Genomic DNA, 26,397 nt, shown 5'->3' with positions numbered 1-26,397 from the left:
TTAACTCCTCCTCAACCCCCGCCTGTCGGGGGTTTTTCTCATTGATGGTGCGATATGGACTCAATCGAACAACAACTTACTGAACTGCGAACCACGCTTCGCCATCATGAATATCTCTATCATGTTATGGACGCACCGGAAGTGCCGGATGCGGAGTATGACCGCCTGATGCGTGAACTGCGCGAGCTGGAAGCGCAGCACCCCGAACTGATTACGCCCGATTCCCCAACGCAGCGCGTCGGCGCGGAACCGCTGGGCGCTTTCAGCCAGGTGCGCCACGAAGTGCCGATGCTGTCGCTGGATAACGTGTTTGATGAAGAGAGTTTTCTGGCTTTCAACAAGCGTGTGCAGGATCGCCTGAAGAGCGTCGACAATCTGAGCTGGTGCTGCGAGCTGAAGCTGGATGGTCTGGCCGTCAGTATTCTTTATGAGAACGGCGTGATGGTGCGTGCCGCAACGCGCGGCGACGGCACTACCGGGGAAGACATCACCACCAATGTGCGCACCATTCGTGCGATCCCGCTGAAACTGCGTGGCGATAACATTCCCGCCCGGCTGGAAGTGCGCGGGGAAGTGTTCCTTCCGCAGGCGGGCTTCGAGAAGATCAACGAAGAAGCGCGTCGTACCGGCGGGAAAGTGTTTGCTAACCCGCGTAACGCGGCGGCAGGTTCGCTGCGTCAGCTCGATCCGCGTATCACCGCGAAGCGACCGCTTACTTTCTTCTGCTACGGCGTCGGGATCCTGGAAGGCGGTGACCTGCCAGATACCCACCTGGGTCGTTTAATGCAGTTCAAAGAGTGGGGATTACCGGTAAGCAACCGCGTGCAGCTCTGCGACTCTCCGGAGGCGGTGCTGGCGTTCTATCACAAGGTTGAAGAAGCTCGTCCCACGCTCGGGTTTGATATTGACGGCGTGGTGATCAAGGTTAATTCGCTGGCGTTGCAGGAACAGTTGGGATTTGTGGCCCGTGCGCCACGCTGGGCGGTGGCCTTTAAGTTTCCGGCGCAAGAGCAGATGACCTTCGTTCGCGACGTGGAGTTTCAGGTCGGACGTACGGGGGCCATTACGCCTGTGGCGCGTCTGGAGCCTGTGCAGGTGGCTGGCGTGCTGGTAAGTAACGCCACGCTGCATAACGCCGATGAAATTGCGCGTCTGGGGCTGCGAATTGGTGACAAAGTGGTGATTCGCCGCGCGGGTGATGTGATCCCACAGGTGGTTAACGTTGTGGAGTCTGAACGTCCTGCCGACACCCGTGCCATCGAGTTTCCAGCCCACTGTCCGGTATGTGGTTCTGACGTTGAGCGCGTGGAAGGTGAAGCGGTAACGCGCTGTACGGGCGGGTTAATCTGCGGCGCGCAGCGTAAAGAGTCCCTGAAGCACTTCGTCTCCCGCCGGGCGATGGACGTGGACGGAATGGGTGACAAGATTATCGACCAGTTAGTTGAGAAAGAGTACGTCCATACGCCTGCGGACCTCTTTACCCTGACGGCAGGTAAGCTGACCGGTCTTGAGCGTATGGGACCGAAATCTGCCCAGAACATTGTTAACGCGCTCGAGGCGGCCAAAAACACCACCTTTGCCCGTTTCCTTTACGCGCTCGGCATTCGTGAAGTCGGAGAGGCGACGGCGGCAGGGCTGGCGGCGTATTTCGGCACGCTGGACGCGCTGGAGAAAGCCACCATCGACGAGCTACAGAAAGTTCCTGATGTCGGCATTGTGGTCGCCACCCACGTCTTCAACTTCTTCGCCGAAGAGAGCAACCGTGAAGTGATCGGTAAATTACTGGAACAGGGCATTCACTGGCCCGCACCGGTAGTGGTTAATGCCGAAGAGATCGACAGCCCGTTTGCCGGTAAAACGGTGGTGCTGACCGGCAGCCTGAGCCAGCTCTCGCGCGATGATGCGAAAGCGCGCCTGGTGGCGCTGGGGGCAAAAGTGGCAGGAAGCGTGTCAAAGAAAACCGACCTGGTGATTGCCGGGGAAGCGGCCGGTTCGAAGCTGGCAAAAGCGCAGGAGCTTGGCATCGAGGTAATCGACGAAGCGGAAATGATGCGCCTGTTAGGAGAGTGACGTGGAAAAAGAGCAGCTCGTTGAGATCGCCAATACGGAGATGCCGTTCGGTAAATATAAGGGTCGCAGGCTGATTGATTTACCGGAAGAGTATCTGCTGTGGTTTGCCCGTAAGGATGAGTTCCCCGCCGGGCGTCTGGGCGAGCTGATGGCTATCACTTTACTGATCAAAACAGAGGGGCTGACCCAGCTGGTTCAGCCCCTGAAACGTCCTTAAACTTTCGCGGCGTGGGTCTCTTCCTGCGCCAGCTTTTCAGTCTGCGCCTTGTAACGCCGCGCCAGTACCGCACACACCATCAGCTGGATCTGATGGAAAATCATCAGCGGCAACACCATCATCCCAATGACAGACGTCGGGAACAGGATATTGGCCATCGGGATCCCGTTGGCGAGGCTCTTTTTCGATCCGCAAAATACAATGGTGATTTCATCGGCCTTGTTGAAGCCGCATTTGCGGGCCACAAAGACGTTAACCGCGATGACAATGGCCAGCAGAACGATGCTTACCACCACAATAAACAGCAGCGATCCAGCACCCACCCTGTGCCAGATGCCGTTCACCACGGCTTCGCTGAAGGCCGTGTAAACCACCAGCAGAATGGAGCTTTGGTCCGTTTTCCCGATCCATTTTTTATGTTTCGCCACAAACTCCCCAATCCAGGGACGGGATAAGTGTCCGAGCACAAACGGCAGCAGCAGTTGCAGACAAATTTTACCCACCTGCTCCAGATTGCCTTCCGCCCCGTGCATGTTCATCAGCAGACCGACCAGCAGCGGTGAAACAAAGATCCCGAGCAGGCTGGAAGCGGAAGCAGAACAAACCGCCGCCGCGACGTTACCGCCCGCCAGCGAGGTAAAGGCAATTGCAGACTGCACGGTGGCCGGCAAAATGCACAGATAAAGGAAACCGGTATACAGCGCCGGATCGACATTCACCGGCGCCCACCAGGCGAACAGCACGCCCAGAACCGGGAAGAGGATAAAAGTGCTGCACATTACCCACAGATGCAGTCGCCAGTGGCTACCGCCTGCAATAATGGCTTCCCGGGAGAGTTTGGCGCCATGCATAAAGAACAGCAGGGCAATGGCTGCCGTGGTCAGTCCTTCAATAACCGGAACGAAACTGCCCCGCGCCGGGAAGAACGAGGCCAGCAAGACGACACCAATCAGGGTCAGCGTAAACGGATCAAGGATACGAAAAAGTTTCATAATCACTCCTGAAAACAGATGCCGCTATTGTGCTTTCTTCCCTTTGAGAAATAAAATTGATTTATTGCATCCATTCATGAATTAAACAGATGAATTATTCGTTACGTCAGCTTCGCGTTTTCGTCACCGTCGCGCAGGCCCGCAGCTTTAGCCGGGCAGGGGAGATCATTGGCCTCAGTCAGTCGGCGGTGAGCCATAGCGTTAAGGAGCTTGAAACGCAAACGGGCGTGAAGCTGCTCGACCGCACGACGCGAGAAGTGGTGCTCACCGAAGCGGGACAGCAGCTGGCAATGCGTCTGGAGAGGCTGCTGGATGAACTGAACAGTACGCTCAGGGATGTCGGCCGGCTCGGACAACAGCTTTCCGGCACCGTGAGAGTGGCGGCGAGCCAGACGATTTCGGCGCATCTTATTCCCCAGTGCATCGCTGAAAGTAATCACCGCTATCCGGATATTGATTTTGTTTTGCATGACAGGCCGCAGCAGTGGGTACTTGAGAGTATCCGTCAGGGGGATGTGGATTTTGGCATCGTTATTGATCCCGGAGCGGTAAGCGACCTGGAATGTGAAGTGGTACTCTCGGAGCCCTTTTTATTGCTCTGCCGCGATGATGATCCTCTGGCATCGCTGCCGCAGGTGGCCTGGCAGGCCTTGCAGGGGGCAAACCTGGTGTTACAGGATTATGCATCAGGCAGCCGCCCGCTGATAGATGCCGCACTGACCGCGCAGGGTGTTAAGGCAACCATTGTGCAGGAGATCGGGCATCCTGCCACGCTGTTCCCCATGGTCGAAGCGGGGATTGGCATCAGCGTTCTGCCGGCGCTGGCGCTGCCACTGCCGCAGGGGAGTCGTTTAACGGTGAAGCGTTTCGTACCCTGTGTCGAACGCCAGCTGATGCTGGTACGCCGTAAAAACAGGTCTCTTTCCGGCGCGGCGCATGCCTGCTGGGATGTGGTGCGTATGCAGGCCGAACGTTTGATGGAGGCCCGCACACGCGATCCACTTTTTAACGAAACCAATAATCAGATGTAGATATTAATCTTATGTTCTGCGGAGGGCTTATTGATGCCTTCCGCGACTGCCTCACCTTTTTCCTGCTTTGGCATCGCCTCTTCGGCCTGCTGACGCTGCAATTGCGCCAGCTGTGCCTGCAACATAGCCAGCTGAGATTCGAGTAATTCTTGCTGCTTTTGCTTTTCTTCTGCTGTGGCATCACCCATGGCCACTTCTTTGAGCTGCTGAGTGACTTTCGTTATCTGTTTGGTCAGACGGGTGATTTGAGAAGCAATGTCGTTTCCGCCGGAGCTGTTATCTACGCTGCCGATTTCCATCGCCGACAGAGAAACGGGCTTAAGAGTTGTCATATTGAGATCCTTTTCGCCATAAAATAGAGGTATCGGCAAAGAAGGCGTGAGCTTGAGTAAAACAAGCGGTCTGGCTGCAATGGGGATGTGCTATATCGCAGATAGCAAAAAAGCGCCTTTAGGGCGCTTTTTTACATTGGTGGGTCGTGCAGGATTCGAACCTGCGACCAATTGATTAAAAGTCAACTGCTCTACCAACTGAGCTAACGACCCGAAATGGTGGGCGATGACGGGCTCGAACCGCCGACCCCCTCCGTGTAAAGGAGATGCTCTACCAACTGAGCTAATCGCCCATTTCGGAACTGCTGCGATAAGGTGAGAATGGTGGGCGATGACGGGCTCGAACCGCCGACCCCCTCCGTGTAAAGGAGATGCTCTACCAACTGAGCTAATCGCCCATTTCGGAACTGCTGCGATAAGGTGAGAATGGTGGGCGATGACGGGCTCGAACCGCCGACCCCCTCCGTGTAAAGGAGATGCTCTACCAACTGAGCTAATCGCCCAATCTCAATTCTTATCTACACTGCGAGTCTACCGAAGTAGATGGTGGGTGATGACGGGCTCGAACCGCCGACCCCCTCCGTGTAAAGGAGATGCTCTACCAACTGAGCTAATCGCCCAATCTCAATTCTTATCTACACTGCGAGTCTACCGAAGTAGATGGTGGGTGATGACGGGCTCGAACCGCCGACCCCCTCCGTGTAAAGGAGATGCTCTACCAACTGAGCTAATCACCCCCGCTGTGTGGAGTCGCATTATAGGGAGAGTTGAAAATGAGTCAACGCATTTTCTAAAGTTTTTATTCGTTCGTCGTAAAATTAGTCAAAACGATCGCAAAACGGACTGTGGCGCATGATTTATAAACAAAAACAGCAATCTCGAACCGGATAAAGTGATCGACATTGAGGAATCGGCCCACAGTGATAGAATATTGCCCATTGTTTTCTTCCCGGAATTTGCCGATTACCGGCATCTTTATAACGTAAGGCCATTTCATGAAAATCAAAACTCGCTTCGCGCCGAGCCCGACAGGCTATCTGCATGTCGGTGGTGCACGTACCGCTCTCTACTCCTGGCTTTTCGCACGTCACAACAACGGTGAGTTTGTGCTGCGTATTGAAGACACCGATCTGGAGCGCTCAACGCCGGAAGCAATTGAAGCCATTATGGATGGGATGAACTGGCTGAATCTGGCGTGGGACGAAGGCCCATACTTCCAGACCAAACGTTTTGACCGCTATAACGCCGTAATTGACGAGATGCTGGTGGCAGGCACGGCCTATAAGTGTTACTGCTCCAGGGAGCGTCTGGATGCGCTGCGCGAAGAGCAAATGGCAAAAGGCGAAAAACCGCGTTATGACGGTCGTTGCCGCCATGACCACAGCGAGCATGCTGCTGATGAGCCTTGCGTAGTGCGTTTTGCTAACCCGCAGGATGGCTCTGTTATCTTTGATGACCAGATCCGTGGTCCGATCGAATTCAGCAACCAGGAGCTGGATGACCTCATCATTCGTCGTACTGACGGATCGCCAACCTATAACTTCTGCGTAGTTGTGGACGACTGGGATATGGAAATCACTCACGTGATCCGTGGTGAAGACCATATCAATAACACCCCGCGTCAGATCAACATTCTGAAAGCGCTGAACGCGCCTGTACCGGTGTATGCGCACGTATCAATGATCAACGGTGACGACGGTAAAAAGCTGTCCAAACGTCATGGCGCGGTGAGCGTGATGCAGTACCGTGATGACGGCTATCTGCCGGAAGCGCTGCTGAACTACCTGGTGCGTCTGGGCTGGGCTCATGGTGACCAGGAGATCTTCAGCCGCGAAGAGATGATCGAGCTGTTCTCTCTGAACTCGGTGAGCAAATCAGCCAGCGCGTTCAACACTGACAAACTGCTGTGGCTGAACCATCACTACATCAATACCATGCAGCCAGAATATGTAGCGACTTATCTGCAATGGCACATTGAACAGGCAAACATCGATACCCGTACGGGCCCTGAACTGGCGGATCTGGTGAAGCTGCTTGGCGAGCGTTGCAAAACGCTGAAAGAAATTGCTGAAAGCTGCCGTTACTTCTATGAAGAGTTTGACGCGTTCGACGCCGACGCGGCCAAGAAACACCTGCGTCCGGTTGCGCGTCAGCCGCTGGAAGTGGTGCGTGACAAACTCGAAGCCATTACCGAATGGACTGCGGAAAATGTTCACCACGCGATTCAGGCTACCGCTGATGAGCTGGAAATTGGCATGGGTAAAGTCGGTATGCCGCTGCGCGTTGCGGTGACGGGGGCAGGCCAGTCTCCGGCGCTGGACGTGACCGTTCATGCCATCGGCAAATCACGTAGCGTTGCGCGTATCAACAAAGCGCTGGACTTTATTGCTGAGCGCGAAAGCCAGCAGTAATGCTCGTGTAATACAAAAAACGGCAGGGTAACCTGCCGTTTTTTTATGTCTGTTATTCAGCAATACCAAGACGCGTGAGAAAACCCTGCAACCCTTCACGAGCGAGCAACTTGTGCAAACGTTCCTGTTCGACAGTCGTCATGTTTTCCAGCGAGTCGATAATTTGTGGAAGCAGGCTGGATGAGGTTGCCACGCCGTAGTGGGAAGGGCTTTCCGCCACATGGTAAACAGCCCGACGGTTACGAATGGCAGGAAGGCTAATGATGTGCTCCTTAACGTGCGCATCGATACATATCACCCTCGCTCTTCCGCCTTTTACACCGTTGATACCCTCCGTTTTCCATCCCTTCTGTCGTATCCAGCGATTAACGGTTTGTCGGGCTACGCCCAGACTGTCCGCCAGCTCTTCCGTGGTCATTTTGCTGCGTAATCTTTTCATATCAGCGTTGGTCGCGAATCCCTAAACGTTGTAACAAGCCGGTAATCCCTTCCCGCAGTAACAGCGATGTCATCTGCTTTTGCTCTTCCGGCGTCATTTCATTCGCCAGCGTCAGGAGCAGGGCATGAAGCGAGCCCTCGTGGTACGTATCTGGCAGTTCCGGCGTCTCTGTTGCCCTGCGCGCGCTGCGAATAAAGTCGCGCACTTTTTCATTGACGTGTACCAGACGCGCCTTGCCACCCTGAACGCCTGGCTTTGGCGATGTAATCCAACCCTCTTTGCGTACCCATTTATTGATGGTCTGTCGGCTATAGCCAGTCAGCAGGGCTAACTCTTCTGGCGTCATTCGTTCCTTGATCATACAATTTCCTGAATATCTGTGGGGTTAATTAGTGGTTCATTTTATAGCACCGTTTTACGTGAAAACGTGACAAGCTTAACTCCTGGCTGCGAGCAGGCTCGCAAAGTGATTCATTTGCATGATTTTTCGGCGGTTGAAAGGCGGAGGTTGAATTTGCCGTTGACACTCTGCGGCGGAATTCATATTATGCCGCCCGTCAACATGACAGCTTTACGACGGGGCTATAGCTCAGCTGGGAGAGCGCCTGCATGGCATGCAGGAGGTCAGCGGTTCGATCCCGCTTAGCTCCACCAAACTCTGAACCCAACAGAGTGCGGTAGGTAAAGTAACATGTGGGGCTATAGCTCAGCTGGGAGAGCGCTTGCATGGCATGCAAGAGGTCAGCGGTTCGATCCCGCTTAGCTCCACCAAAATTTAAACCCTCGTCGCAAGACGGGGGTTTTTTTATATCTTGTAAAATGTTTAGACTCTTTTTGTTGCCAGCAATGTCGTTTTCTATACATCACCTCAATCCAAATCAATAAACAAGTCTATAAATAGACCTGAACTTGATTCGTGCAATTAATAAACCTATTATCCATCCGGTCAATAAGACGATGGTTAAATAGATCACACGGATTAATGAATAGAAAAATTTACAATAATGTAAAAATATTTATGATTGTCCTGGCGTTAAGCCTGATTACGATCCCCTTTTCCCGTTATATCTCCCCGCGCGCTATCGTCAACGAAAATGATGTTTATTTAGCGTGGTTGCCCTTAAGCGCCATGCTCGCCATCGTATTGTTATTTGGACGTCGGGCAATCATTCCTTTACTGATTGGATTTAGTGTTACTAACATTTATTACTTTGATTTAGCATTACTACAATCTTCCGTGTTATTAATTTGTCAGACGTTTGCCGTCTTCGCTGCCTGTGGCGTCATCCGTCTGATGCTGGGCAAACGCTGGCGACACAGCATCCCGAATAAGTACATCGGTATACGTATTTTCTGGCTCGGATTTGTGGTTCCTGTAGGCATCAAATTATCGATGTATCTGGCGGGATATTTATTTGATTTTCCGGTGACAATCTCCTCCTATTTCGGCGAAGGCTCTGCAATTTATAACGTTATCGATATTCAAAGCCTGATTTGTGCCGCCCTGATTTTCACCATGATGTTCTACTACCCGTTAAGAATGATAATTAATCCCCGGTATGCCCGAACATTCTGGCGGCGAAGCGTGAAGCCCCTCTTTTGTCACAAAAAAGTGTTATTTATCGTTGTGTGGCTGATGCTGTTGGTCTCGATGATCGCTATTTTGTGCGCGCCTTTCGAGTCACAGTTTATTGCTGGTTATTTGATGCCAATCGTTTTTATTCTTTTTACCCTGGGGATTGGTCGTCTGAGCTATGCGCTCATCTCTTTACTCTGGGCGGCCTCGGCGCTCATGCTGTTGACCTACAATTATAATTTTCTTAATGGCGTTGAATCGGGCCACTCGCTCTCCTTTATCTTGTCGGTACTGATCTCTTTCGCCATCTGCCTGCTTTACATGTCGCGGATCTATCAGAAAAGTGAATGGCTGAAACAGGGGTGGCAGGAGAGGGCGCTTACCGATCCGCTCACCGGTCTGCCTAACATTCGTGCGCTGGAAGTGTTTTTACAGCACCATCCCGGAGCCAAAATCTGCTGCCTGCGCCTGGATAATCTGGAATTTCTGAGCCGTCATTACGGCATCCTCATGCGTGTACACTGTAAAAAGATGATCACCGCGTCGCTGCAACCGTTATTGCAAAAAGACGAGAAGCTCTTTCAGTTGCCAGGCAGTGAGCTGGTGGTGGTCTTGTTGGGTCCGGGCACGGCTGAACGTCTGCAATATATGGTTGATCATCTGAACAGCCGTAAGATTGTCTGGAACAAGACTGAGCTCGACATTGAGTTTGGCGCCTCCTGGGGCGAAGTGCCGGATGGGGAAAGCCTGCACCACACGCTGGGTCAGCTGAGCTGGCTGTCCGAGCAATCCTGTGGCGGGCATAACGTTCTGGCGTTAACCAACAGTCTGGATGATGTCTCTGGTCAGACGACGGACAGGGTGCTAATGCTGGCCCGCATAAAACGCGCCCTTGATATCGGCGGTCTTCACCTTTACGCCCAGCCAATTCACAACGCGCGCGGAGAAGGGTACTTTGAAATCCTCTCCAGGCTGGAAAGCGATGGCGAGATCATCACCCCTGACCGCTTTATTCCGCTGATTGCTCAGTTCAACCTGAGCCACCGGTTTGACCTGAACGTGTTGGAAAAATTGCTGATGTGGATGCGCAGCCATCCGTCCGGACGTGCAGGAACGCGCTTCTCCGTTAATCTGATGCCGCTGACGCTGATGCAAAATGAGATTGCGGCTGAGATCATCGCGCTTTTTGAACGCTACGCCATTGCGCCGCAAAATATCATCATTGAGATCACCGAGGAACAGGCTTTCTCAGACTCGGGAAGCAGCATCAAAAATATCCAGCAGCTGCGTGATTACGGCTTCCGCATTGCCATAGACGACTTTGGTACCGGCTATGCCAACTTTGAGCGCCTGAAGCGGCTGGAGGCCGATATCATTAAGATCGATGGTTGCTTCGTGAAAGATATCTGCACCGACAGCATGGATGCGATGATCGTGCAGTCCATTTGCAACATGGCAAAAACGAAATCGCTGTGTGTGGTGGCTGAATATGTGGAAACGGCTGAACAACGCGAGATGTTGTTGCGATTTGGCGTAGATTATTTGCAGGGCTATTTGATTGGTAAACCCCAGCCTCTGACGGCGCTGGAAGCATAAAAAAACCGGGAGCGAGGACTCCCGGTTTTTATTACGCGGTATGAATTACAGAACCAGTGCTGCAATAGAGGCAGACAGGACGCTCACCAGCGTTGAACCGTAAACCAGCTTCAGGCCAAAGCGAGAAACCACGTTACCCTGCTCTTCGTTCAGGCCTTTAATCGCGCCAGCGATGATACCGATGGAAGAGAAGTTCGCGAAGGAGACCAGGAAGACGGACAGGATCCCTTCCGCACGTGGGGAGAGTGTGCTGGCAATCTTCTGGAGATCCATCATCGCCACGAATTCGTTGGATACCAGTTTCGTTGCCATGATGCTGCCCACCTGCAACGCTTCGTGAGCCGGTACACCCATCACCCAGGCAACCGGGTAGAAGATATAGCCCAGAATGCCCTGGAAGGAGATACCGAGTACGGCCGCAAACAGGGCGTTCAGCGCAGCGATCAGCGCGATAAAGCCAATCAGCATCGCGGCAACGATAATTGCAACCTTGAAACCCGCCAGAATGTATTCACCCAGCATTTCGAAGAAGCTCTGTCCCTCGTGCAGGTTAGACATCTGAATGTTCTCTTCGCTGGCATCCACGCGGTACGGGTTAATCAGCGAAAGAACGATAAAGGTGCTGAACATATTCAGAACCAGGGCCGCAACCACGTATTTAGGTTCCAGCATAGTCATATACGCGCCCACGATAGACATGGAAACGGTAGACATTGCTGTCGCCGCCATGGTGTACATGCGGTTACGGGACATCTTGCCGAGGATATCTTTATACGCAATGAAGTTCTCAGACTGACCGAGGATCAGTGAGCTGACTGCGTTAAAGGATTCCAGTTTACCCATGCCGTTAACTTTCGATAACAGGAAGCCGATCGCACGGATAACCACCGGCAGAACGCGGATGTGCTGAAGGATACCGATCAGGGCAGAGATGAAGACGATAGGGCAGAGTACCTTCAGGAAGAAGAAGGCCAGACCCTGATCGTTCATGCTGCCAAAGACGAAGTTTGTCCCTTCGTTGGCAAATCCGAGCAGTTTTTCGAACATTTCGGAGAAGCCTTTCACGAAGCCGAGGCCTACGTTGGAGTTCAGGAAGAACCACGCAAGTAAAACTTCAATGACCAGCAGCTGGACAACATAGCGAATACGAATTTTTTTGCGGTCTGTGCTGACCAGCAATGCAAGTGCAGTAACGACAACAAGTGCCAGGACAAAATGAAGGACGCGGTCCATATTTGCTCCAAATATGAGGCAGGTTTAATTTCCGTGCACATTCTATGTAACAAGCACAAAGAAAACGAGATCAAGCCCACACTATAGTTACATCCTGTGACGAGTCTCAAAAATAGTGATCAACAATACATTTTTGTTATGTTAGGTAAATGAGTGAAAAGTTAAGTTTGTGTGCTACGCTTCACAAATGTCTGCGCATTTTCACATTCTGTGACCTTGCTCCACCTGCCTGTCTATCGTTCCTGGCTATCAGAGAAATCATGTTAACCATTTCAAATGAACTTGATAATCATTCTCATTTTGATAGCATAAAACATAGCAAAGGCTATATTTCCAGAGGCAGAAATGACGAATAGTCGCGTAGAGAGTAGCAGCGGCAGAGCGGCACGCAAGCTGCGGCTCGCATTAATGGGACCGGCATTCATTGCCGCGATTGGCTACATCGATCCGGGTAATTTTGCGACCAACATTCAGGCCGGGGCCAGCTTCGGCTATAAACTGCTGTGGGTTGTGGTCTGGGCCAATCTGATGGCGATGCTGATTCAGATGCTCTCCGCGAAGCTGGGTATTGCTACCGGAAAAAACCTGGCGGAGCAAATCCGCGATCATTATCCACGTCCGGCAGTTTGGTTTTACTGGGTTCAGGCGGAAATTATCGCCATGGCCACCGATCTCGCCGAGTTTATCGGGGCGGCGATCGGCTTTAAGCTTATTCTGGGCGTCTCTCTGCTTCAGGGGGCCGTGCTGACCGGGATCGCCACTTTCCTGATTCTGATGCTCCAGCGGCGGGGGCAAAAACCGCTGGAGAAAGTCATCGGCGGCCTGCTGCTGTTCGTCGCTGCCGCCTATATTGTTGAGCTGATTTTCTCCCAGCCGAATCTGGCGCAGCTGACGAAAGGGATGGTGATCCCGTCGTTACCTACTTCTGAAGCCGTTTTTCTGGCTGCCGGGGTGCTGGGGGCGACAATTATGCCGCACGTCATTTATCTACACTCTTCATTAACCCAGAATCTGCATGGCGGGACGAGTAAAGAGCGCTACTCCGCCTCGAAATGGGATGTGGCTATCGCGATGACCATTGCCGGATTTGTGAATCTGGCGATGATGGCCACCGCCGCCGCCGCGTTCCACTTTAACGGGCATACCGGGGTTGCCGATCTTGACCAGGCTTACCTGACGCTGGAGCCGTTGCTGAGTCATGCCGCTGCCACTATTTTTGGTTTAAGCCTGGTTGCTGCGGGCCTTTCATCTACGGTTGTGGGGACACTGGCCGGGCAGGTGGTGATGCAGGGGTTCGTACGTTTCCATATTCCGCTGTGGGTTCGCCGCTCGGTCACGATGCTGCCTTCCTTTGTTGTGATCCTGATGGGACTGGATCCGACCCGCATTCTGGTGATGAGTCAGGTGCTGCTGAGTTTCGGGATTGCGCTGGCGCTGGTGCCGCTGCTGATCTTCACCAGCAACAAATCACTGATGGGCGATCTGGTGAATTCGACGTGGGTGAAACGCGCCGGGTGGGCCATTGTGGTCGTGGTGGTGGCGTTAAACTTGTGGTTGCTGATAGGCACAGCCGCAGGCCTGTAAAAGAAAAAGGAGCCGGAAGGCTCCTTTTTGTTGTTAATGGTGATGGCCGTGACCGTGGCCTCTGCCTTTTCCGTGACCCCAGCCGCCACGGCGGTCGTCACGATCTTTCCAGCCTTCGCGGTAGCCGCGTTCGTAAGCCTTACGCTTATCCCAGCCACGGTGATAGCCGTTATCGTGTTTCCACCAGCGGTTTTGACGCCATTCATAATGGCGATGCCAGTAGTCACGGTCGCGCCAGTAGCCACCGTCCCAGTATCTGCCGTAGTCATCACGATCGCCAATTTGTAATTTAATCGATGGCAACAGGGTGATTTCGCCCGCATTGGCGACCAGCGGGGCCGAAGCCAGTAATACCGCTGCAAGAATCAGTGACCTGAACATACTCTTCTCCTTCACGATCGGGGCCGCTGTGCGACCTGTTAACGCAATTTTACGAGTTGGTAAACATTCGTTTCATCGCCTCAACTCCTAAATCATGAACGAGAGCACTTTTTGCTAAAAGTGTTTTTAATCTGAACTGGACAGGATCGTATCTATCGTCTTGAGCTCTTCTGCCGTGAACCGACAATTTTCAAGCACGCCTGCTGCATCATCAATTTGTCCGGTCTTGCTTGCGCCGATGAGCACGGATGTCACCGCATCGTGGCGCAGGATCCAGGCCAGTGCCATTTGCGACAGCTTTTGCCCCCGTTTTTCCGCCAGCGCATTCAGCTTACGTACCTTTTCCAGCTTTTTGTCGGTGATCTGTTCCGGATTAAGGAACTTACTGCCGCTTGCTGCGCGAGAATCCGCCGGGATGCCGTTCAGATAGCGATCGGTCAACTGTCCGCCCGCCAGTGGAGAGAAGGGGATACATCCCACCCCTTTTTGCTGCAACACGTCCAGCAACCCCTCTTCAGGCGCACGTTCAAACATGGAGTACTTCGGCTGGTGGATCAAACATGGCGTGCCCAGATCCTCCATTATTTCAATCGCCTGCCGTGCCATTTCTGCCGGGTAGTTGGACAGACCGATGTACAGCGCTTTGCCCTGACGCACCACATGGTCAAGCGCTTTCATGGTTTCACGTAGCGGCGTGTGTGGATCCGGGCGGTGGTGATAGAAGATATCGACATACTCCAGCCCCATACGCTTGAGGCTCTGGTCCAGGCTTGCGATCAGATATTTACGCGAGCCCCAGTCACCGTAAGGCCCGTCCCACATGGTGTAGCCCGCTTTAGTGGAGATGATCAGCTCATCGCGCCAGGGCAGGAAATCCTCCTGCAAAATGCGCCCAAAATTACGTTCGGCCGAACCAGGAGGCGGGCCGTAATTATTGGCAAGGTCAAAATGCGTAATACCCAAATTGAAAGCACGCTGTAAAAGTTGACGGCTGTTTTCGAGCAACGTCGCGTCGCCAAAATTATGCCACAGCCCCAACGAGATGGCGGGAAGCTTAAGACCGCTTTGCCCACAGCGGCGATATTGCATTGTCTGATAACGATTTTTGTCAGGCTGATAACCCATTTGTGAGACCTCTGGCGCTGGAAAGAAACATCCGTGTATACGTTTACACTAATCTGAAGAAAATGAGCATAGCGCAGCTTTTTTCGTACAGCATTCTTTCCAGCCCCTGATTGTCGTCAATTCTGGACACGCTTCACGCTTATTTAATACTCAGAGTGAGGTCAACGTCAGAAGGACACTTATAATATGCGTACCCCCTATTGCGTCGCCGATTACCTGCTGGACCGACTAACAGATTGTGGTGCCGATCATCTGTTTGGCGTGCCGGGCGACTATAACCTGCAATTTCTCGATCACGTGATAGACAGCCCGGACATCTGCTGGGTGGGCTGTGCCAACGAACTGAACGCGTCCTACGCCGCAGACGGCTATGCCCGCTGTAAGGGCTTTGCCGCACTCCTGACGACATTCGGCGTTGGGGAGTTAAGCGCCATGAACGGTGTGGCGGGCAGCTTTGCCGAACATGTTCCCGTCCTCCATATTGTAGGGGCCCCGGGTATGGCGGCGCAGCAGCGAGGAGAGTTACTGCACCATACGTTGGGCGACGGCGAGTTCCGCCACTTCTATCATATGAGCGAACCCATCACCGTTGCGCAGGCGGTGCTTACGGAACAAAACGCCTGCTATGAAATTGACAGAGTCCTGACCACCATGCTGCGGGAGCGCCGTCCGGGCTATCTGATGCTGCCCGCCGATGTGGCGAAAAAAGCCGCTACACCTCCTGTAAGCGCTCTCACTGTTAACCCCGCACCGGCCGATTCAGCCTGCTTGCAGGCGTTCCGTGAGGCTGCCGAAAAGCGCTTGTCTACGAGCAAACGCACCGCGCTGTTAGCTGACTTCCTGGTACTCCGCCACGGTCTGCGCGCGGCCCTTCAGACTTGGGTGAAAGAGGTGCCGATGGCACACGCCACCATGCTGATGGGCAAGGGCATTTTTGACGAACGACAGAGCGGTTTTTACGACACCTACAGCGGATCGGCGAGCGCCGCGCCGGTCAAAGAGGCCATCGAGGGTGCTGATACGGTGCTGTGCATTGGCACGCGCTTTACCGATACGCTCACTGCCGGATTTACCCACCAGCTTACGCCAGACCAGACGATAGAGGTTCAGCCTCACGCGTCCCGCGTCGGCGACGTCTGGTTTACGGGTATCCCGATGAGGGAGGCCATTGAAACGCTGACAGCGCTGTGTAAAACCTATGTTCGTGATACGCGAGCGCCATCGGATAACAGCGGCTTTTCGTTCCCGACTATTGAAGGGGCGCTGACTCAGGAGAGCTTCTGGCGCACCCTGCAAACGTTTATTCGCCCCGGAGACATTATTCTGGCTGACCAGGGGACGTCTGCTTTCGGCGCTATCGATCTGCGTTTACCGGCGGACGTGAACTTTATCGTCCAGCCGCTGTGGGGATCGATTGGCTACACGCTGGCGGCGGCGTTTGGCGCGCAAACGGCGTGTCCGAATCGACGCGTGATTGTCCTGACGGGCGACGGCGCCGCGCAGTTGACCATTCAGGAGCTGGGATCCATGCTGCGCGACAAGCAGCGCCCGATTATTCTGGTGCTTAACAACGAAGGATACACGGTGGAAAGGGCCATCCACGGGCCGGAGCAGCGCTATAACGATATTGCCCTCTGGAACTGGACGCAGATACCGCAGGCGCTGAGCCTGGCGCCTCAGGCAGAGTGCTGGCGCGTCAGCGAAGCGGAAGCGCTGGCGGAGGTGCTGGATAAAGTGGCACACCATGAGCGGCTTTCGCTGATCGAGGTCATGCTGCCGAAAGCCGATATTCCGCCGCTGCTGAGCGCGCTGACCAAAGCGCTGGAGGCGCGCAATAACGCCTGATTACCTGTCGTTTCGCCATGCCATCAGCATCGGTTTGCCCGCCAGCAGGAGCCAGGCGGGCAACATCACGATACAGAGCAGCGGCAGAAGCGTGGTATCCGGCACGACAACGGCCGCCATAAACAGGCTCAGCCACGCATCGCGCGTGACCACCAGTACCAGCCCCAGAATGGAGCAGGAGACGGTAATCGCCGCAGGGACAGCGTCAACGTGCTCATGCAGCATCAGCCCCAGCGCGACGCCAACAAATACCGCCGGGAAGATACGACCTCCCCGGAAACCACAGGCCGCCGCGACCACCAGCGCCGCCAGTTTCACCAGCGCGAACAGCAGATAATCTGAGACGCTGAAGACCTGGCTGAAGGCCAGCTGCTGCATCTCGTCCAGACCCTTAAACAGCGTAACCGTCCCGCCGATAGCGCCTAAAACGCCCAGAATAAAACCCCCCATGCCCAGAATCAGCACCGGATGCTTCAGCCTGTGCATCAGGCGATGCAGGCGAGGAAGACACCACACCGCGACCATCCCCAACGCAATGGCGATCGCGACGACGACGGCGCCGCTGAAAATATCGGTGAGTTGCATCTGGCCGTAGTGGGGAATGGAGAGTGAAAAATGGGGATGGAAAAACAGGCTGGTGGTGAGGGCTCCCGCAGCGGCGGCCATTAGCGGCGCGAAGAGTTTATCCCAAAGCGGCACCTCATGATCACTGCTGAGCGTTTGCGAAAAAATGAGCGCAGCCGCGACCGGAGTGCCAAACAGCGCCCCGATGGTGCCAGCGGAGGCCATGATCGTCCAGTCCAGCGCGCCAACGCGCGGGAAAAGACGCGCCCCCAGAAAGACCGCCAGCGCGATATTCACCGCCATAATGGGATGTTCAGGCCCGAGGCTTACGCCGCCCGCAAGACCGATTATCAGCGCGATGATAAGCCCCGGCAGAGCCGAGGGAGAGACAGGCGCGCCAATCAAGGGTTCCAGTGCCGGGTCCGGCCCGGCATGGCCCGGGCTATAGCGGATCACCAGCCCTACGGCAATCCCGGTCAGGGTCAGCATCACCATGATCCAGCCCGGCGAGTCACTGCTGATGCCGAGTTTTACCGGAAGCGCGGTCCATAAAATCGTTTGCAGCACCGCCGCCACTTTCATGACGACGATGAGCACCAGGCTCGACGCCACGCCAATAATCAGCGCCGGGACAGCCAATAACAGCATGGTTTTGGCTCGCGGATGGAGCATGATGATTTCCTTGTACAAAACGGCTTAACGTTACTTTGCACAATCAGCATTGTGGCAATAGTGCAAAAGGTGCTGAAACGGTAAAGTTATTATGTGACGAAGATCGATAATCCATGGGCAGTCACCTTCTGGTCGTTGTTGTTATCACGCCTTGAATTTACAGTGTCCCAAAGATTTATTCTGACTTTAGCGGAGCAGTAGAAGAATGACAAAGTATGCTTTGGTAGGTGATGTAGGCGGCACCAACGCGCGCCTTGCCCTGTGCGATGTGAACAGCGGTGAAATTTCTCAGGCGAAAACCTATTCAGGGCTGGATTACCCAAGCCTGGAAGCGGTGGTTCGCGTCTATCTGGAAGAGTATAAAGTGAGCGTTGAAGACGGTTGTATCGCCATCGCCTGTCCGATTACCGGCGACTGGGTGGCGATGACCAACCACACGTGGGCCTTCTCAATTGCCGAAATGCGGAAAAACCTCGGCTTCTCGCACCTTGAAATTATCAACGACTTCACTGCGGTTTCCATGGCTATCCCAATGCTTAAACCAGAGCATCTGATTCAGTTCGGCGGTACGGCCCCGGTTGAAGGCAAACCGATTGCCGTTTACGGCGCGGGAACCGGTCTGGGGGTGGCGCACCTGGTCCACGTCGACAAACGCTGGGTCAGCCTGCCGGGCGAGGGCGGTCACGTGGATTTTGCGCCGAACAGCGAAGAAGAGGGCATTATTCTTGAGGAGCTACGCGCCGAGATTGGTCACGTGTCGGCCGAGCGGGTGCTTTCTGGTCCGGGTCTGGTGAACCTGTATCGGGCGATTGTCAAATCAGACGGTCGTCTGCCGGAAAATCTGCAACCTAAAGATGTGACCGAACGCGCGCTGGCCGACAGCTGTATTGACTGCCGCCGTGCTTTGTCGCTGTTCTGCGTCATCATGGGGCGTTTTGGCGGCAACCTGGCGCTGAACCTTGGCACCTTTGGCGGGGTCTATATTGCGGGCGGGATCGTGCCGCGCTTCCTCGATTTCTTTACCGCCTCCGGCTTCCGTGGCGGCTTCGAAGACAAAGGCCGCTTCAGGAGCTATGTCCAGGACATTCCTGTTTACCTGATTGTCCACGACAACCCAGGCTTACTGGGATCCGGCGCGCATCTGCGTCAGGTTCTTGGTCAGATCCTCTGACGCTCATTTCCCTCTCCTGCGGGAGAGGGAACGTGCTACAGGTGCATGAGCTGGCGGAACTCTTTCACTCTGCTGCGGCTTACCGGCACCTGAAAATCCAGATCCTTCAGCCGCAATATATAGGTGTTGTTAAACCAGGGTTCGATTTCGCGGATCTTGTTCAGGTTGACGCAGAACGAGCGGTGGCAGCGGAAGAAGTGGGCGGCCGGGAGTTTATTGCAGAATTCGGTGATGTTCATCGCCATGACGTAGGATTCACGCCGCGTATAGACAAATGTCATTTTTTCATGCGCTTCGGCATAGTAAATATCGTCGACAGGCGTGACGATGATCCGTTCGTCCTTCACCAGATTAATCGTGTCGTTTTCCCGCGCTGCCGGGCTGGCACTGGCGGGTAAGGACTGCTGCTGCCACGCGGCTTCCAGCTTATGCAGCATGCTGATAATACGCGACTCCTGGTACGGCTTGAGAATATAGTCAAACGCCTCAAGCTCGAAGGCCTCCACGGCATGCTCTTTCCACGCGGTGACAAACACAATAAACGGCTTGTGGGCGAACTGATTGATATTTTGCGCCAGCAGGACGCCGTCCAGCGACGGAATATTAATATCGAGGAATATCGCGTCGACCCGGTTATGCTGTAAAAATTTCAGCACGTCCAGACCATCCTCAAAACAGCCAACAATCTCCATCTGGCTGTGGGTTTTGATAAGCCAGCTCAACTCCTGTTGAGCCAGAAATTCATCTTCTACGATGATGACTTTCATCTGTTACTCCGGCCTACGGCAACAAGGATATGGGGGCATTCACGGGCGTTCGCTCATTCGGAACATAAAAGGCAATTTCGGTGCCCGGCTCAAGGCGGTGAATATGCAGCCCGTCACCGTACAGCAGTTTGACCCGGTGATGCACATTCAGCAGTCCGATCTTGTTGCCCGGCATTTCGTTTGATTTGACGCGTTCGATAACTTTCGGATCGATGCCGTGCCCGGTATCGCGCACGGCGATACGCACGCGGTTACCGCTTTCCGTTACGCTAATTGTTACCACGCCTTTGCCTTTACACGGCTGAATACCGTGAACAATGGCGTTTTCCACCAGAGGCTGGATCAGCAGGCTTGGGATCACGCAGTTGACCTCTTCATCAATATCGTAAATGACCGTCAGCTTATCGCCAAAGCGAGCCTGCTCGATCGCGATGTAATCCTTGATTTGATACAGCTCTTTTTTGATGTCGATCTGCTCGTCGTCTTTTAGCTCAATGTTGTAGCGAAGATAGCGCGACAGATTAAATATCAGCTGCCGCGCGGTATCCGGATTCAGACGGATGGAAGAGGAGATAGCGTTCAGCGCGTTAAACAGGAAATGGGGATTGATCTTGCTTTGCAGGGCGCGCAGCTCTGCCTTATTTGCCATCTCGCGCAGCTGCTCTGCACGCGAAACCTCAAGTTGAGTGGAGATGATCTGCGACAGGCCAATCGCCATCTCCTGGAGCGAGGAGGTGATTTGGTGCGCATGACAGTAGTAAATTTTCAGCGTCCCCGTGACCACGCCTTTTTCCCACAGCGGGATCACCAGCATTGAGTGGATCTCTGGCGTCCGGTGGGCTTCGTCATTGTTTTTAATGATGATTTTTCCGTAGTTAATCGCCTGTCTGGTGGTCGGGCTGATGGTGTCGTCGCTGTCGCGATAATTGTGCTCACCAACGCCAACGTAAGCCAGCACGTGATCAATATTGGTGATAGCGACCGCATCGGCGTGAATATCACGGCGGATGATATCGCAAACCTGACGTAAAGATTCGGCGTTAACGTGCCGGAAAAGCGGCAGCGTCTTGTTGGCGATATCCAGCGCCAGCTTGGCCTGACGCGCGGCGCTGGCCTCTTTTTCACCTTCCACGCTTTGCACCAGCAGCACGATAAAACCGATACAGACGCTCCCGAGGATCATCGGAATACCGATCTTCGAGACGATATCCAGCCCCAGCGCAACGGTTGGCGCCCAGACGATGACCAGGATCATGGTCAGCGTTTCGCAGACCATCCCCGCGATAATCCCTGCACGCCAGTGCTGCTTTTTCGGGATTTTGCGGTTAATCCAGCCCGAGAGCAGCCCGGCAATAATGCTGGTGATAAAGCAGGGGACTGCCGTCACGCCGCCAATATCAATCAGGTATCGATGGGTGCCAGCGATAATGCCTGTGATAATCCCGACCCAGGGACCAAAGAGGATCCCGCCCGACATGACGGCGATGATGCGCACGTTCACCAGCGAGCCTTCTACCGGCACCCCGGACCAGGTGCTGAACAGGGCAAACATCGAAAAGATAAACGTGACGGCCAGCAGCTCTTTTGGCGAATGGGCAGATTTATGCAACAGTTCGCGGAACAAGCGGATGCGGATAAGGAAAAAGAGACAGATCAGCATTAATGCCGCGCGGTCGAACACCGCGAGGAGCATATTGAAGATTTCGTGCACGGTCAGGCCTGGGAAAACGGGAAAAATCTATGATAGAAAACATAGGGCCTGATGACCAGCTATCCATCAGATTTATCAAATGGGGAAAAACCATAATTCTCAAAGGGGATTGATGGCTTTTGACTGAAAGCCGGCGCTTTTCCGTTTGGGGAGAAACGTCAGGTAACGATACTGAAAATATTGTGTTAAATTGTAGAGCTTAAAACTGCCTGTTCGCGATAGGAGTTCCGCTTTTCACTGCAATCGCATTCCCGTTTTAGCGCAAAATATTGTTTTGCCGTTATCCTCTCGACAGCCTCTTTTTCTTCAGGTTATTTTCTAAGCATGCCACACGGGTGGCAGCGTCGCTCGGACGGTCCGGGCGCTAACGTGACTCTGAGGAATCTATGGCTGAATTCAGTCCTGAACGCCGTTTTACGCGTATCGATCGTCTCCCCCCTTATGTTTTCAATATCACTGCTGAACTGAAAATGGCTGCGCGTCGGCGCGGCGAAGACATTATCGATTTCAGTATGGGTAACCCTGACGGCCCAACGCCGCCGCACATTGTTGAGAAACTCTGCACGGTTGCCCAGCGTCCCGATACCCATGGGTATTCCACCTCACGCGGCATTCCACGCTTACGTCGGGCGATCTCCCGCTGGTATCAGGATCGTTATCAGGTCGATATCGATCCTGAAAATGAAGCGATTGTGACCATTGGCTCCAAAGAGGGGCTGGCCCACCTGATGCTGGCGACGCTGGATCACGGCGATACCGTACTGGTGCCGAATCCGAGCTACCCGATTCACATCTATGGGGCGGTGATTGCCGGGGCGCAGGTGCGTTCTGTCCCGCTGGTGGAAGGCGTCGACTTCTTTAACGAGCTGGAACGGGCGATTCGTGAAAGCTATCCGAAGCCGAAAATGATGATCCTCGGTTTCCCGTCAAACCCAACGGCACAATGCGTTGAACTCGAATTCTTCGAGAAAGTGGTCGCGCTGGCTAAGCGTTACGACGTGCTGGTGGTACACGATCTCGCCTACGCCGATATCGTTTATGATGGCTGGAAAGCGCCGTCAATTATGCAGGTACCGGGTGCCCGTGATGTGGCGGTTGAGTTTTTCACCCTGTCGAAAAGCTACAACATGGCGGGCTGGCGAATTGGTTTTATGGTGGGAAACAAAACGCTGGTGAGTGCCCTGGCGCGTATTAAAAGCTACCATGACTATGGCACCTTTACGCCGTTACAGGTCGCGGCCATCGCGGCGCTGGAAGGGGATCAGCAGTGCGTGCTCGATATTGCCGCTCAGTATAAACGCCGCCGAGATGTGCTGGTAAAAGGGCTTCATGAAGCAGGCTGGATGGTGGAAATGCCTAAAGCCTCTATGTACGTCTGGGCGAAAATTCCTGAGCCGTATGCGGCGATGGGTTCTCTGGAATTTGCCAAAAAACTGCTTCAGGACGCGAAGGTTTGCGTCTCTCCAGGCATTGGCTTTGGTGACTACGGTGACACGCATGTGCGTTTCGCGCTGATTGAAAACAGCGACCGTATTCGTCAGGCAGTGCGGGGCATTAAAAGCATGTTCCGTGCGGATGGCCTGCTTGCAGCGAAGAGCGTTGCGGAACAACCCGAGTCGTAACAGACCCCAAAAAAAACAGGCGCCAACGGCGCCTGTTTTTTTGACTGCATTTTCTTAACTAGATCATCAGAGCAAACGTTCCGGCCCAAACTAAAACAATAACCGAAATGCCCATAAAGAAATATTTCACGTTTCATCGCTCCGCGTATCTTCCGGTACGCATTAAAAAAACAGAGTCCAACTGAGTATAGAGAGTTGAAATCATGCGAAAGGGGAAATCGGAATTATCCCGTTACGTCGCTAACTTCAGCTCTGAATTCTGTGCTTTCCTGTCGCCAGACAGCGCTAATGTACGCCTAAATTTCAGGAGTGACAAGAGGCATTTTTTTAAATAATTTCCGACACTTACGAGTGTCGTGGAACGGCGACAGTTTGATTTCGGTACGCAATAAATGCCTGTTGAGCGACGGTCGATAAAAGCCGTTACGCACTGTGATTACAGGTGTTTGAAAAGGTTAGTTTCTTAGCGAAACTAACCTTCGAAAGGGGTCAGATATAGAGTGAGGCTTCGCCCAGGGGACGGGTTTTAAAGCGGCGGTGCATCCACAGATACTGCTCAGGCGCACGCATAATCTCAAACTCAATCACCTTATTGATAAAGGTCGCGGCTTCACTCTCATCTTCAGGATAGTTCGCCATCTCTGGGGAGATATGCAGACGATAGCCTGACTTATCCGCTTTTCTGACCATGGTCACCGTCAACATCGCGGCGCCTGAGAGACGTGAAATCACAAAGGTACCGTTCGTCGTAGCGACATCTTTAACCGCAAAGAAAGGGGCAAAGCTGCTGCCTTTAGGACCGTAGTCCTGATCCGGGGCAAACCAGACTGCTTCACCTTTTTTCAGGGCGCCAACCATACCGCGCAAATTGTTACGGCTGATCATCGCCTTATTTGAACGCATGCGGCCCCGCGTTTGTACCCATTCCATCAGCGCGCTGTTATGCGGGCGATAGGTTGCCATCATCGGCTGACAAAGGCCCATAACGCGGCCACCCAGCTCAAGCGACATAAAATGCACACCCACAACCATCACGCCGCGGTTTTGCATCTGGGCACGTTTCAGGTTATCCAGACCTTCCACGTCAAACCATTTACGGACACGCTCGTCTGGCCAGAACCAGGCCATACCGGTTTCAAGCAGCGCCATACCGATAGATTTAAAGTTTTCCGCAATCAGCGTTTCGCGCTGCTGCGCATTGTAATGCGGAAAGCAAAGTTCGAGATTTTTTCGGGCAATGGACTCACGACGCTTAAGGAAGTGACGCGATGCGCTGCCGAGCTTCGAACCCAGGAAACGGATCACGGGATAAGGAAGTTGAACCAGCAGCCAAAGTACGCCAAGGCCAAACCACGTAAACCAGTAGCGCGGGTGCAGAAACGCCCGCTGAAATTTGGATTGAGACAAAATAGTGGAACCTATGTAAAGCCTGTGAAGGTAGCGCAGACTTCGCGATACCACGTGCCATTAAGACCGTAGGACGAGGTCATGGTTGCAGGCTTTACCGTTCTTTACGACGTTGCCTGGCCATTGCTGACTTGGGTGGGCGGCATAATGTAGCACCGTTATACATTATGAGCTATCACTCGTTTTTGTTTAAAAAAGCGGCAATTGCGGAGTGGTTTGATTTTGCTATTGTTAAATCTGCGTTCCCGCATGCCTCCTGAAGGTGCAGACCATGGAAACCTACCTGCAAACGGTGAAAGAAGAATGGGTGAAGCTAATTAATGAAACCGATCCCGATGTGCATCGGCTTGCGACTGAGCTTGCCAGGGACAACGCAACGCCCCTGGTCGCTGAATTCTATCGTGTTGTGCTGGCAGATCCGTCGGCAGCTGAATTCCTGACCACCGAACAGGTGGAGAGGCAGCTTCAGGAGGCGCTTCGTCGCTGGCTTATTGATGTGCTCTCATGCCGTGTGGAGCAGGTTGAAGAGCAGATGCGGGCGCAGCAGCGCGCTGCGGATGTTCATGCCCGTATTGGTATTTCGGTTGATTTAGTTGAAATGGGCTTCCGTGTTCTGAAAAAGCTGCTGTTACCTGTCATTACTACCAGCGCCCATTCGCCTGAGGTGAAGCTGCATATTTATCACTACGCGATTAACAGTATCGATCTGGCCATGGAAGTGATGTCGCGGGCCTATGTATTTAGCGAGAACAATGCGGCGAAAGAGGACGAAAATTACCGCATCTTTTCCTTAATGGAGAACGCAGAAGAGGAGAAGGAGAGACAGACCGCGGCGCTGCTGTCATGGGAAATGGTGCTTCTGTATAAGATCACGCTTAATTCCAGTATCGGCAACAGTCTGCCGCTGGGGCAGTCTGAATTTGGACTGTGGTTTAGCCATAAAGGTCGGCACTATTTCAGCGGGATCGCTGAGGCTGGTCATATCTCTCGTCTGATTCAGGAATTCGATGACCTTTTTAACGAGGTCCGTCTTTCAGGGCAGGGTCTGAGTGATAAAGCGCAGCGGGATAAATTCTTGCAGCGAATGCGTAATACGCTCTCGCAAATCATCACGCTTTTGCGCGAACTGTTTGACGAAGTGTCGCGACACGAGGTGGGGGTTGATGTCCTGACCCGCCTGTTGAATCGCCGTTTCCTGCCAACCATCTTCAAACGCGAAATCCTGCACGCCACCCGGGCGGGAACAAAGCTCTCGACGCTGCTGATTGACGTCGACAAATTTAAACAAATCAACGATACCTGGGGGCACAATACCGGGGACGAGATCCTGCGAAAAGTCTCCGGCGCGTTCTACGACAACGTGCGAACCTGTGATTACGTTTTTCGCTACGGCGGCGATGAATTTCTGATTGTGCTAACGGAAATCTCAGAGGTGGACGCGCTGCGAATCGCCGAGCGTATCCGCAGGCGGGTGGAAAAAATCAAGGTTAACTCCCCAACCGGCGATATTATCCCGCTCTCCCTCTCGATAGGCGTGGCGATGTTCAACGGGCATCCCGATTACGAGCGATTGATTCAGGCGGCGGATGAAGCCTTATACGGCGCGAAACGGCGTGGCCGAAACTGCGTGGAGCTTTGGAAGGGGGCGTAA

The 26,397-nt window shown here is 53.6% G+C and carries 22 protein-coding genes and 8 tRNA genes; 12 read left to right on the top strand and 18 right to left on the bottom strand.

Going from position 1 to position 26,397, the window contains the following annotated elements; translation table 11 throughout:
- Positions 1-54: 54 nt before the first annotated feature.
- Together ligA and SK47_RS15215 are read left to right on the top strand one after the other, a co-directional pair.
- Positions 55-2,070 (top strand): NAD-dependent DNA ligase LigA, encoded by a 2,016-nt coding sequence (gene ligA / locus SK47_RS15220; RefSeq protein WP_032609780.1) that lies wholly within the window; start codon positions 55-57, stop codon positions 2,068-2,070.
- A gap of 1 nt (position 2,071) precedes the next feature.
- On the top strand, positions 2,072-2,287 hold the full coding sequence (locus SK47_RS15215; RefSeq protein WP_003861328.1) for a DUF3820 family protein: 216 nt from the start codon (positions 2,072-2,074) through the stop codon (positions 2,285-2,287).
- Here the strand turns inward: SK47_RS15215 and SK47_RS15210 are convergent.
- A complete protein-coding gene (locus tag SK47_RS15210) occupies positions 2,284-3,279 on the bottom strand; it encodes a bile acid:sodium symporter family protein (protein ID WP_003861330.1) in 996 nt (331 codons plus the stop codon). The genes SK47_RS15215 and SK47_RS15210 overlap by 4 nt on opposite strands.
- An 89-nt stretch (positions 3,280-3,368) precedes the next feature.
- On the opposite strand from SK47_RS15210, the gene SK47_RS15205 reads away from it, so the two are divergent.
- Complete coding sequence (locus SK47_RS15205) at positions 3,369-4,310, top strand: LysR family transcriptional regulator (protein ID WP_023314608.1); 942 nt, start codon at positions 3,369-3,371, stop codon at positions 4,308-4,310.
- Here the strand turns inward: SK47_RS15205 and SK47_RS15200 are convergent.
- From SK47_RS15200 to SK47_RS15170, 7 genes are all read right to left on the bottom strand, one after another.
- Positions 4,301-4,642, bottom strand: coding sequence for a FlxA-like family protein (locus SK47_RS15200; protein ID WP_023314607.1), 342 nt, complete (start codon positions 4,640-4,642; stop codon positions 4,301-4,303). The genes SK47_RS15205 and SK47_RS15200 overlap by 10 nt on opposite strands.
- Positions 4,643-4,779: 137 nt before the next feature.
- Positions 4,780-4,855: transfer RNA gene (locus SK47_RS15195), tRNA-Lys, on the bottom strand.
- Positions 4,856-4,859: 4 nt separating this feature from the next.
- A tRNA-Val gene (locus SK47_RS15190) sits at positions 4,860-4,935 on the bottom strand.
- 29 nt (positions 4,936-4,964) lie between these two features.
- Positions 4,965-5,040, bottom strand: a tRNA-Val gene (locus tag SK47_RS15185).
- Positions 5,041-5,069: 29 nt separating this feature from the next.
- Positions 5,070-5,145: transfer RNA gene (locus tag SK47_RS15180), tRNA-Val, on the bottom strand.
- A 41-nt stretch (positions 5,146-5,186) separates the two neighbouring features.
- Positions 5,187-5,262: transfer RNA gene (locus tag SK47_RS15175), tRNA-Val, on the bottom strand.
- Between the two features lie 41 nt (positions 5,263-5,303).
- Positions 5,304-5,379 (bottom strand) — tRNA-Val (locus SK47_RS15170).
- A gap of 258 nt (positions 5,380-5,637) precedes the next feature.
- Here SK47_RS15170 and gltX point away from each other — a divergent pair.
- Positions 5,638-7,053 carry a glutamate--tRNA ligase gene (gene gltX, locus SK47_RS15160; RefSeq protein WP_003861336.1) on the top strand — a complete coding sequence of 472 codons (1,416 nt, stop codon included), beginning with the start codon at positions 5,638-5,640 and terminating at the stop codon, positions 7,051-7,053.
- A gap of 52 nt (positions 7,054-7,105) precedes the next feature.
- Here gltX and SK47_RS15155 read toward each other — a convergent pair whose 3' ends face one another.
- Together SK47_RS15155 and SK47_RS15150 are read right to left on the bottom strand one after the other, a co-directional pair.
- The gene (locus SK47_RS15155) at positions 7,106-7,492 is read right to left on the bottom strand and encodes a YfeC-like transcriptional regulator (RefSeq protein WP_017383469.1); all 387 of its coding nucleotides are present in this window, start codon (positions 7,490-7,492) and stop codon (positions 7,106-7,108) included.
- Position 7,493: 1 nt separating this feature from the next.
- The gene (locus tag SK47_RS15150; RefSeq protein ID WP_003861339.1) at positions 7,494-7,853 is read right to left on the bottom strand and encodes a YfeC-like transcriptional regulator; all 360 of its coding nucleotides are present in this window, start codon (positions 7,851-7,853) and stop codon (positions 7,494-7,496) included.
- A 217-nt stretch (positions 7,854-8,070) separates the two neighbouring features.
- Between SK47_RS15150 and SK47_RS15145 the strand changes: the two genes are divergently transcribed.
- The 3 genes from SK47_RS15145 to SK47_RS15135 all read left to right on the top strand — a co-directional run bounded on the left by SK47_RS15145 (position 8,071) and on the right by SK47_RS15135 (position 10,664).
- Positions 8,071-8,146: transfer RNA gene (locus SK47_RS15145), tRNA-Ala, on the top strand.
- Between the two features lie 41 nt (positions 8,147-8,187).
- Positions 8,188-8,263: transfer RNA gene (locus tag SK47_RS15140), tRNA-Ala, on the top strand.
- Between the two features lie 211 nt (positions 8,264-8,474).
- Positions 8,475-10,664: an EAL domain-containing protein gene (locus SK47_RS15135; protein WP_048244598.1), complete on the top strand. Its 2,190-nt coding sequence runs from the start codon at positions 8,475-8,477 to the stop codon at positions 10,662-10,664.
- A gap of 45 nt (positions 10,665-10,709) precedes the next feature.
- On the opposite strand, the gene nupC is transcribed toward SK47_RS15135, so the two are convergent.
- Positions 10,710-11,897 (bottom strand): nucleoside permease NupC, encoded by a 1,188-nt coding sequence (nupC, locus tag SK47_RS15130; protein WP_003861341.1) that lies wholly within the window; start codon positions 11,895-11,897, stop codon positions 10,710-10,712.
- 345 nt (positions 11,898-12,242) lie between these two features.
- Here nupC and SK47_RS15125 point away from each other — a divergent pair, with 345 nt between their 5' ends.
- Positions 12,243-13,481, top strand: a complete 1,239-nt coding sequence (locus tag SK47_RS15125) for an Nramp family divalent metal transporter (protein WP_003861343.1) — start codon at positions 12,243-12,245, stop codon at positions 13,479-13,481.
- A 33-nt stretch (positions 13,482-13,514) separates the two neighbouring features.
- On the opposite strand, the gene ypeC is transcribed toward SK47_RS15125, so the two are convergent.
- Together ypeC and mgrA are read right to left on the bottom strand one after the other, a co-directional pair.
- Positions 13,515-13,862: a DUF2502 domain-containing protein YpeC gene (gene ypeC, locus SK47_RS15120; protein WP_003861345.1), complete on the bottom strand. Its 348-nt coding sequence runs from the start codon at positions 13,860-13,862 to the stop codon at positions 13,515-13,517.
- A gap of 126 nt (positions 13,863-13,988) precedes the next feature.
- Positions 13,989-14,987 carry an L-glyceraldehyde 3-phosphate reductase gene (gene mgrA, locus SK47_RS15115; protein ID WP_022651552.1) on the bottom strand — a complete coding sequence of 333 codons (999 nt, stop codon included), beginning with the start codon at positions 14,985-14,987 and terminating at the stop codon, positions 13,989-13,991.
- A gap of 186 nt (positions 14,988-15,173) precedes the next feature.
- Between mgrA and ipdC the strand changes: the two genes are divergently transcribed.
- Complete coding sequence (gene ipdC, locus SK47_RS15110) at positions 15,174-16,832, top strand: indolepyruvate decarboxylase (protein WP_048244595.1); 1,659 nt, start codon at positions 15,174-15,176, stop codon at positions 16,830-16,832.
- Here ipdC and SK47_RS15105 read toward each other — a convergent pair whose 3' ends face one another.
- On the bottom strand, positions 16,833-18,068 hold the full coding sequence (locus SK47_RS15105) for an ion channel protein (RefSeq protein ID WP_023314601.1): 1,236 nt from the start codon (positions 18,066-18,068) through the stop codon (positions 16,833-16,835).
- A 205-nt stretch (positions 18,069-18,273) separates the two neighbouring features.
- Here SK47_RS15105 and glk point away from each other — a divergent pair, with 205 nt between their 5' ends.
- Entirely contained in the window at positions 18,274-19,239 is a 966-nt protein-coding gene (gene glk, locus SK47_RS15100) for a glucokinase (protein ID WP_045910693.1), read from the top strand.
- 35 nt (positions 19,240-19,274) lie between these two features.
- Here glk and SK47_RS15095 read toward each other — a convergent pair whose 3' ends face one another.
- Both SK47_RS15095 and SK47_RS15090 read right to left on the bottom strand, forming a co-directional pair.
- A complete protein-coding gene (locus SK47_RS15095; RefSeq protein WP_003861354.1) occupies positions 19,275-20,006 on the bottom strand; it encodes a LytR/AlgR family response regulator transcription factor in 732 nt (243 codons plus the stop codon).
- 13 nt (positions 20,007-20,019) lie between these two features.
- Positions 20,020-21,717, bottom strand: coding sequence for a sensor histidine kinase (locus tag SK47_RS15090; RefSeq protein WP_003861356.1), 1,698 nt, complete (start codon positions 21,715-21,717; stop codon positions 20,020-20,022).
- Positions 21,718-22,103: 386 nt separating this feature from the next.
- Between SK47_RS15090 and alaC the strand changes: the two genes are divergently transcribed.
- Positions 22,104-23,339 (top strand): alanine transaminase, encoded by a 1,236-nt coding sequence (gene alaC / locus SK47_RS15085; protein WP_023314600.1) that lies wholly within the window; start codon positions 22,104-22,106, stop codon positions 23,337-23,339.
- 58 nt (positions 23,340-23,397) lie between these two features.
- Here alaC and ypdK read toward each other — a convergent pair whose 3' ends face one another.
- Both ypdK and lpxP read right to left on the bottom strand, forming a co-directional pair.
- A complete protein-coding gene (gene ypdK / locus SK47_RS23990) occupies positions 23,398-23,469 on the bottom strand; it encodes a membrane protein YpdK (protein ID WP_099458937.1) in 72 nt (23 codons plus the stop codon).
- Between the two features lie 359 nt (positions 23,470-23,828).
- Positions 23,829-24,749, bottom strand: coding sequence for a kdo(2)-lipid IV(A) palmitoleoyltransferase (gene lpxP, locus SK47_RS15075; protein ID WP_086527955.1), 921 nt, complete (start codon positions 24,747-24,749; stop codon positions 23,829-23,831).
- 268 nt (positions 24,750-25,017) lie between these two features.
- Here lpxP and SK47_RS15070 point away from each other — a divergent pair, with 268 nt between their 5' ends.
- Positions 25,018-26,397, top strand: coding sequence for a diguanylate cyclase (locus tag SK47_RS15070; protein ID WP_003861362.1), 1,380 nt, complete (start codon positions 25,018-25,020; stop codon positions 26,395-26,397).

The sequence above is a fragment of the Enterobacter sp. BWH52 genome, assembly GCF_001037565.1.
Classification (GTDB): Bacteria; Pseudomonadota; Gammaproteobacteria; order Enterobacterales; family Enterobacteriaceae; genus Enterobacter; species Enterobacter hormaechei_C.
The sequence above is the reverse complement of the archived record's forward strand: the minus strand, read 5'-3'. Positions and strand labels throughout refer to the sequence as shown.

What these genes read in the sequence shown, in the direction of transcription:
- glk (WP_045910693.1), top strand. Translation starts at nt 18,274, where the DNA reads ATGACAAAGTATGCTTTGGTAGGTGATGTAGGCGGCACCAACGCGCGC.
- SK47_RS15105 (WP_023314601.1), bottom strand. Translation starts at nt 18,068, where the DNA reads ATGCTCCATCCGCGAGCCAAAACCATGCTGTTATTGGCTGTCCCGGCG.
- ypeC (WP_003861345.1), bottom strand. Translation starts at nt 13,862, where the DNA reads ATGTTCAGGTCACTGATTCTTGCAGCGGTATTACTGGCTTCGGCCCCG.
- SK47_RS15095 (WP_003861354.1), bottom strand. Translation starts at nt 20,006, where the DNA reads ATGAAAGTCATCATCGTAGAAGATGAATTTCTGGCTCAACAGGAGTTG.
- SK47_RS15135 (WP_048244598.1), top strand. Translation starts at nt 8,475, where the DNA reads ATGAATAGAAAAATTTACAATAATGTAAAAATATTTATGATTGTCCTG.
- nupC (WP_003861341.1), bottom strand. Translation starts at nt 11,897, where the DNA reads ATGGACCGCGTCCTTCATTTTGTCCTGGCACTTGTTGTCGTTACTGCA.
- SK47_RS15070 (WP_003861362.1), top strand. Translation starts at nt 25,018, where the DNA reads ATGGAAACCTACCTGCAAACGGTGAAAGAAGAATGGGTGAAGCTAATT.
- SK47_RS15200 (WP_023314607.1), bottom strand. Translation starts at nt 4,642, where the DNA reads ATGACAACTCTTAAGCCCGTTTCTCTGTCGGCGATGGAAATCGGCAGC.
- SK47_RS15210 (WP_003861330.1), bottom strand. Translation starts at nt 3,279, where the DNA reads ATGAAACTTTTTCGTATCCTTGATCCGTTTACGCTGACCCTGATTGGT.
- SK47_RS15155 (WP_017383469.1), bottom strand. Translation starts at nt 7,492, where the DNA reads ATGAAAAGATTACGCAGCAAAATGACCACGGAAGAGCTGGCGGACAGT.
- gltX (WP_003861336.1), top strand. Translation starts at nt 5,638, where the DNA reads ATGAAAATCAAAACTCGCTTCGCGCCGAGCCCGACAGGCTATCTGCAT.
- mgrA (WP_022651552.1), bottom strand. Translation starts at nt 14,987, where the DNA reads ATGGGTTATCAGCCTGACAAAAATCGTTATCAGACAATGCAATATCGC.
- ipdC (WP_048244595.1), top strand. Translation starts at nt 15,174, where the DNA reads ATGCGTACCCCCTATTGCGTCGCCGATTACCTGCTGGACCGACTAACA.
- ligA (WP_032609780.1), top strand. Translation starts at nt 55, where the DNA reads ATGGACTCAATCGAACAACAACTTACTGAACTGCGAACCACGCTTCGC.
- SK47_RS15125 (WP_003861343.1), top strand. Translation starts at nt 12,243, where the DNA reads ATGACGAATAGTCGCGTAGAGAGTAGCAGCGGCAGAGCGGCACGCAAG.
- SK47_RS15205 (WP_023314608.1), top strand. Translation starts at nt 3,369, where the DNA reads ATGAATTATTCGTTACGTCAGCTTCGCGTTTTCGTCACCGTCGCGCAG.
- alaC (WP_023314600.1), top strand. Translation starts at nt 22,104, where the DNA reads ATGGCTGAATTCAGTCCTGAACGCCGTTTTACGCGTATCGATCGTCTC.
- SK47_RS15150 (WP_003861339.1), bottom strand. Translation starts at nt 7,853, where the DNA reads ATGATCAAGGAACGAATGACGCCAGAAGAGTTAGCCCTGCTGACTGGC.